Here is a 5,959-nt window from a genome sequence, read left to right as displayed (position 1 = left end):
CTAAGTGGTCTTTAAATTGATAGACATATTTATACACTTAGGCAAAAATTTTGCTCGGTTGCCCTTTTTTGTCGGTACAGCTGCTAAAAAAGCAAAAATTAATAACGTTCCTACCGGTCATCATCTTTCAACTGAAGCAAAAGTACTAAATACTTCTAAAGCCAGCCGCATCACCCAAGCTATGTTTACATAATTGGTAGTTATAGCCGCTCTTCGCACACTCAGGGTCTATAACGCAATTATATAAAATAGCCGCGCACCAACTGCTAACATTGAAGATTTGAGGTTTAAGATACGATTTTTACGGAAGATATTATAATACTATACCACTATGATCGCCTCGTAGACGTGATTTGGAGGAGTTTGGGGGCATTTTAGGTAGTTTTTATAGGGTTTATGCGGTTCGAACCGTGTCCTCTCGGGTATGGGCGAGAGGACTCGAACTCTTTGCGCGACGTTCAGTCGGCACTTAGCCTATCACTTCAAAAGTGGAAGATCACAACCGCATTACCCTTTCAATCTTCCACTTTTGAAGCGTTTTCACGTTAGAGTAAGAACGATTGATCTTGAAGTTTAAGTGCGCAAAGGCACTTTGCGGTTGACCTTCAACTTCAAGATTAATCATAGCCATCTGGCGATTGAAGATAACTGCGTGGCGAACGCAGAACAAGGCGAGAGCCTAGCGGAGAGGAGCAGCCGACACACAAAAGGGAACGTAGTGGTTTTGTGTGCCAGACGATTTTTATGTTTTCTTATTTATCAAAATATAAACTTCAACATAAATAATCGGCTAGGTTGCGACCAAGCGGCGTAGCCCATGAAGTAGCGGTTTTGCTTAATTTAATGCATAGCGATAGCGTTCCTTATTGTTTTTAAGCAAAAAAGTAGCTACGGGTGAGAGAGGAACAGAACAAGGCTATTTGTTTGTAGTGGAGACTGACGACCGGAGGTGAGGAAGTTGGAACGGTATGGAACAAGTGCTTTTTCAGCCACTTGTGGAATAACAAAAAATAGCTTGTGGCGTGACGAAGGAACACCTTATAACAGTTTATGGGCAAAACATCTATGATGCGCCCATAATAACTATCCGAGTGTAACGAGACACTTGGCTTATTTACCATAATGATAACGACAAGCGGCTATCAATAATTGATCTTGTTCGTATTTGTAGACCAATCGATGTTCTGATGTAATTCGTCTTGACCAATAGCCTTGTAAATCTCCTTTTAAAGCTTCTGGTTTTCCTATGCCTTCAAAAGGTGTTCGCATACAACTTTTTATAAGTTCATTAATTCGTTTTACGATTTTCTTATCGACTTTTTGCCAATATAAATAATCTTCCCAAGAGGAAGTAGACCAAGTTAATTTCATCTATTCGATTAAGTCTTTTTCGATTCCGTTACCTGCTTCTAATTCCTTGATAGAGTTTAATAAAATATCTCTGTTTTTACCTGTTAGCAGATAGGTAGTTTCTTTTAATGAGTTGTATTCGTCTAATGATATTAGTACAAGATCTTTACCATTTTTACGCTTGATAATGATATCGCTTACATCATTGATTACTTTATCGAACCAATGCTTCAAGTTTGAACGAAAATCGGTGTAATTTACTGTTTCCATACTACAAAGATAATAAAAAAGTACTCATTTAAGTACTTTTTGTCATTCAACTTAATGGATGGAAGTTTTTAATCGATTTTTGCAGATCTTCTAAACTGTCTTGTTTGTACTTTTCGGTAGAACCAATGTATTTATGACCACACATTTGCTGTACTTCCCTGATGTTGTTCCTTTTTAACCAGTTGGTAATGACCGAGGCTCGTATATGTCTTGCATTGGTCACTTTTGCATTGTAGGTTTTTAGCTTTTTGACTACAGCATTTAGGATGTTGTTAAACTGCGATGTATTGAGTGGGAACAGCTTGTCGTCATAGGATTGCATACGCTTTTGCATTTGTGGCCGTACCTGGTTCATGTATTCTAAGAGTTCTATAACTTGCCAGGGTTTTAATTCTAAAGTTCTGCTATTATTATTCCCGGCATTTGGGATATAGATTTTGCCTTTGTAGAGTTCTAGGTGTTCGGTTTTTAAGTTGGATAAATCGGTATTGTTCAATGCTTGGTACACCATTAATCCTGTAATGATTTTGTTCCGCTTGGCACAAGCCCTATGATATACATCTTTGATATTCTCAGTCTCAAAACTATAATACAAGTCTTCCAGTTCATCATTGGATAGCACATTGGCAAACAGCTTTACACGTTTCCCTTTCACTTTTACATCTTCTAAAGGATTATCAGCTCTAATATCTTCTTCGATCAAGTAATCAAAATAAGTTTTGATGCGGTGCAATTGGTTATTGATTGTCGTAGGTTGTTGTTGGTATCTGTCTTTTAGATACTTGATATATTTCACAAGGGCTTTATACGCTATGGTTTCAGGATCATATCTTCTGCTTTTGCACCATCTCTTGTATTTCTCTAAGCGATAGTGGATATCGGTAATGGTACTTTGCTTTAATCCTTTGTCAATAAGATATTGGTTAAATGTCTTCATAATTTCTCGATTAAATGTGTATTGATTCCTGTCTTCGCAGGAATGACAGTTTTATAGATCTCGCTCTGCGAGGTGTGTGTAAATTTGTGTGGTTTCCAGATGGCTATGGCCTAAGAACTGTTGGATATCTTCGATATCCATACCTTGCCGTAACAGATGGGTAGCAATGCTATGCCGTAAGATGTGCGGTGTAATATTTTTAGCAATGATTTCTTTGTTCTCGGTAGCCTTGGCTAGTTTTTTAAGATGGATAGCGATGTTTGCTCCTCGTAATCGTTTACCGTGTTCATTGAGTAACAAGGCTTCGGATTCTTCACCTTTTATATACTCTCGTCTGGCTTCATAGATATAGTTTTCTAAGATGGTTATACTATGATGATTTAATGGGATTAACCGCTCCTTAAAGTTTTTCCCTTTTCTAACATGCAAGAGTTTCTTATCAAAATAAATATCACTTTTGTTGACCGCTGCCGCTTCACCACGACGTAATCCACAACTGTAGAGTAATACTAAGATGGTTTGGTCTCGTAGTTTAACACCGTTGTAAAAATGTAGTTCAGTTACTTCAAAGAGTTCTTTTACTTCTTCAATGGTAAGCACCGTTACACCATCTAACTGATCGATCTTTTCGGTACGTAAACCTAATGTGAGTTGCGTAGCCTTGTGCTTTTCAAGGTATTCTTTGAACTTTCTAAGGGCTACCTGATGCTTATTGAGATGAGATTTGCTAAGACCACCGCCACGTCTTTGATTGGGACGGGTACGTAAATATTCATAATACGATTTTACATGCCTAGTATGGATTAAATCTATACGATTAATGTTATGTTGCTCCATCCAGTATAAAAACTCTTGTACCAAGATTGGGAAGTTATATACTGTCTTTTCTACGTAGCCTAATATGTCTAACCATTCTTTAAAATTGGATAATAAAGCCCTATAGCTAGGGTTTTCTAGCTTTAATTTTTTCATCGGTATGTGTTTTTTGTGATTTTGCGGAACAGCTTCTTAACCTGCTGTCTTTTATGATGTTATTTGTTCCATTTTGCTAGTGGAACGAGTTGGAACACTGGAACTGTCGATCTTATTGATACACTCTTGTAATGCTTTGCTTATAGCTTCCTCTAACTCTTTGTATTCATTCGGGTTAGTGATCTCGTAACGTACGGTTTCGCCTTTTTTCTTACGTATTTTCTTTATGTAATAGCTTTCTATAAGTTGTTTGTGATACCGCCACTGGGTAGTCTTTTTTACTTTCAGTTTTCGTCGGGTTTCTAAAGCGGTAAACGTAGTCTGTTTGTTTTGTTGCAGGTATTTTTTAAGTTCTTCTAAATAATTACGGCAAGCTCCTGTAATTTCATCACTTTTACGTAGTAAAACTTCTTTGATCAGTGCATTAGCTTCCTGTATATCTTCGATGGTAGTTTCTATATATTCCTCACCACTTTGCTCATCATACTGTTTGGTTCTTTGAGTCTGTTTGTAAAAGGTAATTGCTTCTATAAATTGTAAATAGTGAGTGTTTGTCCTTCTTGGTTTAAAAACACTTTGTGGTAATTCAAGGTATTCTGCATAGGGATTGATCACTTTGATAGGTTGTAAAACCCGCTGTACATCTCGTAAAAAACGTGCTGCTATAAACTCATCATTCCTATTTATTTTGCCTGCGGAGGCTCTCCGTTGGTAGTGCATGATCTTTTTATCCTGCTCGCTAGATTCATCGATGTAGAGTAAGAAGCTCCTGTTACTATTATCTTCGTAAATGCTTTCTTGTGTAGTACAGCCTGCAACAGATACAGGACCTTCTACTGTTAGATGTATGGTTTTGGTATTGCCTTTGGTGTCTTTATGGACTACCGTTTTAGTGATTCGTTTTTTAGATTGTAGTTCTCTAAGAGGATAGAGTACAGATTCTGCACCATCTAAGTCCTCGATTAAGATTAATTTATGTTGTAATTCGGTACGATTAAAATAGTAAAAGGCATTGGCCGATAAGACTGTGATTTCGATTTTATCCTCTTCTGGTATAAGTTCTGCAACCTTGGATTGTAAATGTGTTTTACCAACGCCACTACTACCAAGGCTAATACAATGCAATGGGTTAGAGGTTTTGCGACTGGTAAAAATCAAGTACATCAATAATCGATTGGTTTCTTCTCCGATAACTCCTGATTGACCGATAAGTTCGTTGGTTCTGTTAAGTAGGTCTTTTGATTTCAAGAACTTAGCAGCTACTTGTCGCTCTTTATTATCCAATACCTTAACCTGTAGTTGTCCTTCTTGCTGCTCTTTTGCCAGTTCATCAATACGGTATTGTTCTAATGCTGATGTTAGGTCTTGCAAAGTTTTACGAACTACAATCGTACCGATCTCGACACGTTCGGCGATCTTTCTAACTAGCTTTTCGATCATGTTATCATTATACAGATCAATATTATGTCGTAATACATTATAGTCTTTTGGTTTCTGAACGCTTAACGTAACACGCATACGCTCCAGATTGTTCATCTTAATACCACCTAAAATGTAAATCTCTAGCTCACTAGTAAGATAACTATAGTGATGTGGGTTGTCTGTGTTGAGCATTGTTGATAATTTTTAAATGTGTATGATCAGACACAAAACTATAAAATCATAAACAATTAGTCAACAACTATCCTCACTATTTACATATTTTTTACCATATATTTGTAAAATCAATGTATAATCATACGTTTTTGTAAGTAATTATGGCTAAAATAGGTAACAAAATCACAGAACTACGTAAACAAAAAGGATGGTCACAAAGTGAGCTTGCCAAAAATGTAAATGCCTCTCGTGAAGCCATTGGCAAATATGAACGTAATGAAGCTTTACCTTCTGTAGAGACAGCAAAAAATATTGCAGATGTATTTGAAGTATCTTTGGATTATTTAGTGGGTGATGCCTTAAAACCTTCTTTTGATAAACGTATGGTACAACGCTTGCAGGATTTTGAACTCCTTACCGAAGAAGATAAAAGCCACCTATTTGCCTTGCTCGATGCTTTCCTAAGAGATGCTAAAGCTAAAAAAGCGTATTCTTAAGTTTACTTTAAAATATGATAAAGCTTGGAGGTCCAATATTCAAAAGTATTTTAATTACACTTTTTTATTACTTATTACTCAACGGTATATTGACACTACTTTTTAGTTATTTAAGCCTTGATTTTATTGATTCAGATATTAATATTCAGTTAATTAACCTGGGAGTAAATTTTTTAATAGGTATTGTCGCAATTTATTTGTTCAAAAGATTTAATAAACTATCAAAGGAAAAGTTTAACGTACAACTTGATTATTTAGCATTAACAATATTAACCATAACACTAACTAGGGTTTTTATTGATCCAATCTATAGATTTGATCAGATTATTGGTAATAT

General features: G+C 36.2%; 8 protein-coding genes. 3 read left to right on the top strand and 5 right to left on the bottom strand.

What is annotated here, in order from left to right:
• The first annotated feature begins 16 nt into the window (after positions 1-16).
• Positions 17-193: a hypothetical protein gene (locus J8281_RS18775; RefSeq protein ID WP_210199209.1), complete on the top strand. Its 177-nt coding sequence runs from the start codon at positions 17-19 to the stop codon at positions 191-193.
• 917 nt (positions 194-1,110) lie between these two features.
• Here J8281_RS18775 and J8281_RS18770 read toward each other — a convergent pair.
• The 5 genes from J8281_RS18770 to J8281_RS18750 are packed head-to-tail and all read right to left on the bottom strand — an operon-like array spanning position 1,111 to position 5,143.
• Positions 1,111-1,371, bottom strand: coding sequence for a Txe/YoeB family addiction module toxin (locus tag J8281_RS18770; protein WP_210199208.1), 261 nt, complete (start codon positions 1,369-1,371; stop codon positions 1,111-1,113).
• Positions 1,372-1,620 carry a type II toxin-antitoxin system Phd/YefM family antitoxin gene (locus J8281_RS18765; RefSeq protein WP_210199207.1) on the bottom strand — a complete coding sequence of 83 codons (249 nt, stop codon included), beginning with the start codon at positions 1,618-1,620 and terminating at the stop codon, positions 1,372-1,374.
• A gap of 46 nt (positions 1,621-1,666) precedes the next feature.
• The gene (locus tag J8281_RS18760) at positions 1,667-2,557 is read right to left on the bottom strand and encodes a tyrosine-type recombinase/integrase (protein ID WP_210199206.1); all 891 of its coding nucleotides are present in this window, start codon (positions 2,555-2,557) and stop codon (positions 1,667-1,669) included.
• A gap of 51 nt (positions 2,558-2,608) precedes the next feature.
• Positions 2,609-3,529 (bottom strand): tyrosine-type recombinase/integrase, encoded by a 921-nt coding sequence (locus J8281_RS18755; protein ID WP_210199205.1) that lies wholly within the window; start codon positions 3,527-3,529, stop codon positions 2,609-2,611.
• A gap of 51 nt (positions 3,530-3,580) precedes the next feature.
• Positions 3,581-5,143 carry a hypothetical protein gene (locus tag J8281_RS18750; protein ID WP_210199204.1) on the bottom strand — a complete coding sequence of 521 codons (1,563 nt, stop codon included), beginning with the start codon at positions 5,141-5,143 and terminating at the stop codon, positions 3,581-3,583.
• A gap of 143 nt (positions 5,144-5,286) precedes the next feature.
• Between J8281_RS18750 and J8281_RS18745 the strand changes: the two genes are divergently transcribed.
• Positions 5,287-5,622, top strand: a complete 336-nt coding sequence (locus tag J8281_RS18745) for a helix-turn-helix domain-containing protein (RefSeq protein WP_210199203.1) — start codon at positions 5,287-5,289, stop codon at positions 5,620-5,622.
• A 14-nt stretch (positions 5,623-5,636) separates the two neighbouring features.
• A partial coding sequence (locus J8281_RS18740; protein ID WP_210199202.1) for a hypothetical protein occupies positions 5,637-5,959 on the top strand: 323 nt, incomplete at its 3' end.

Origin of the sequence: Aquimarina sp. U1-2, from assembly GCF_017897595.1 — a bacterium.
Taxonomy (GTDB): domain Bacteria; phylum Bacteroidota; class Bacteroidia; order Flavobacteriales; family Flavobacteriaceae; genus Aquimarina.
This window is presented reverse-complemented; position numbering and strand designations above follow the sequence as displayed.

Bases quoted from the DNA above. Each gene is read 5' to 3' on its own strand.
- J8281_RS18755 (WP_210199205.1), bottom strand. From the start codon at position 3,529: ATGAAAAAATTAAAGCTAGAAAACCCTAGCTATAGGGCTTTATTATCC.
- J8281_RS18760 (WP_210199206.1), bottom strand. From the start codon at position 2,557: ATGAAGACATTTAACCAATATCTTATTGACAAAGGATTAAAGCAAAGT.
- J8281_RS18750 (WP_210199204.1), bottom strand. From the start codon at position 5,143: ATGCTCAACACAGACAACCCACATCACTATAGTTATCTTACTAGTGAG.
- J8281_RS18765 (WP_210199207.1), bottom strand. From the start codon at position 1,620: ATGGAAACAGTAAATTACACCGATTTTCGTTCAAACTTGAAGCATTGG.
- J8281_RS18770 (WP_210199208.1), bottom strand. From the start codon at position 1,371: ATGAAATTAACTTGGTCTACTTCCTCTTGGGAAGATTATTTATATTGG.
- J8281_RS18745 (WP_210199203.1), top strand. From the start codon at position 5,287: ATGGCTAAAATAGGTAACAAAATCACAGAACTACGTAAACAAAAAGGA.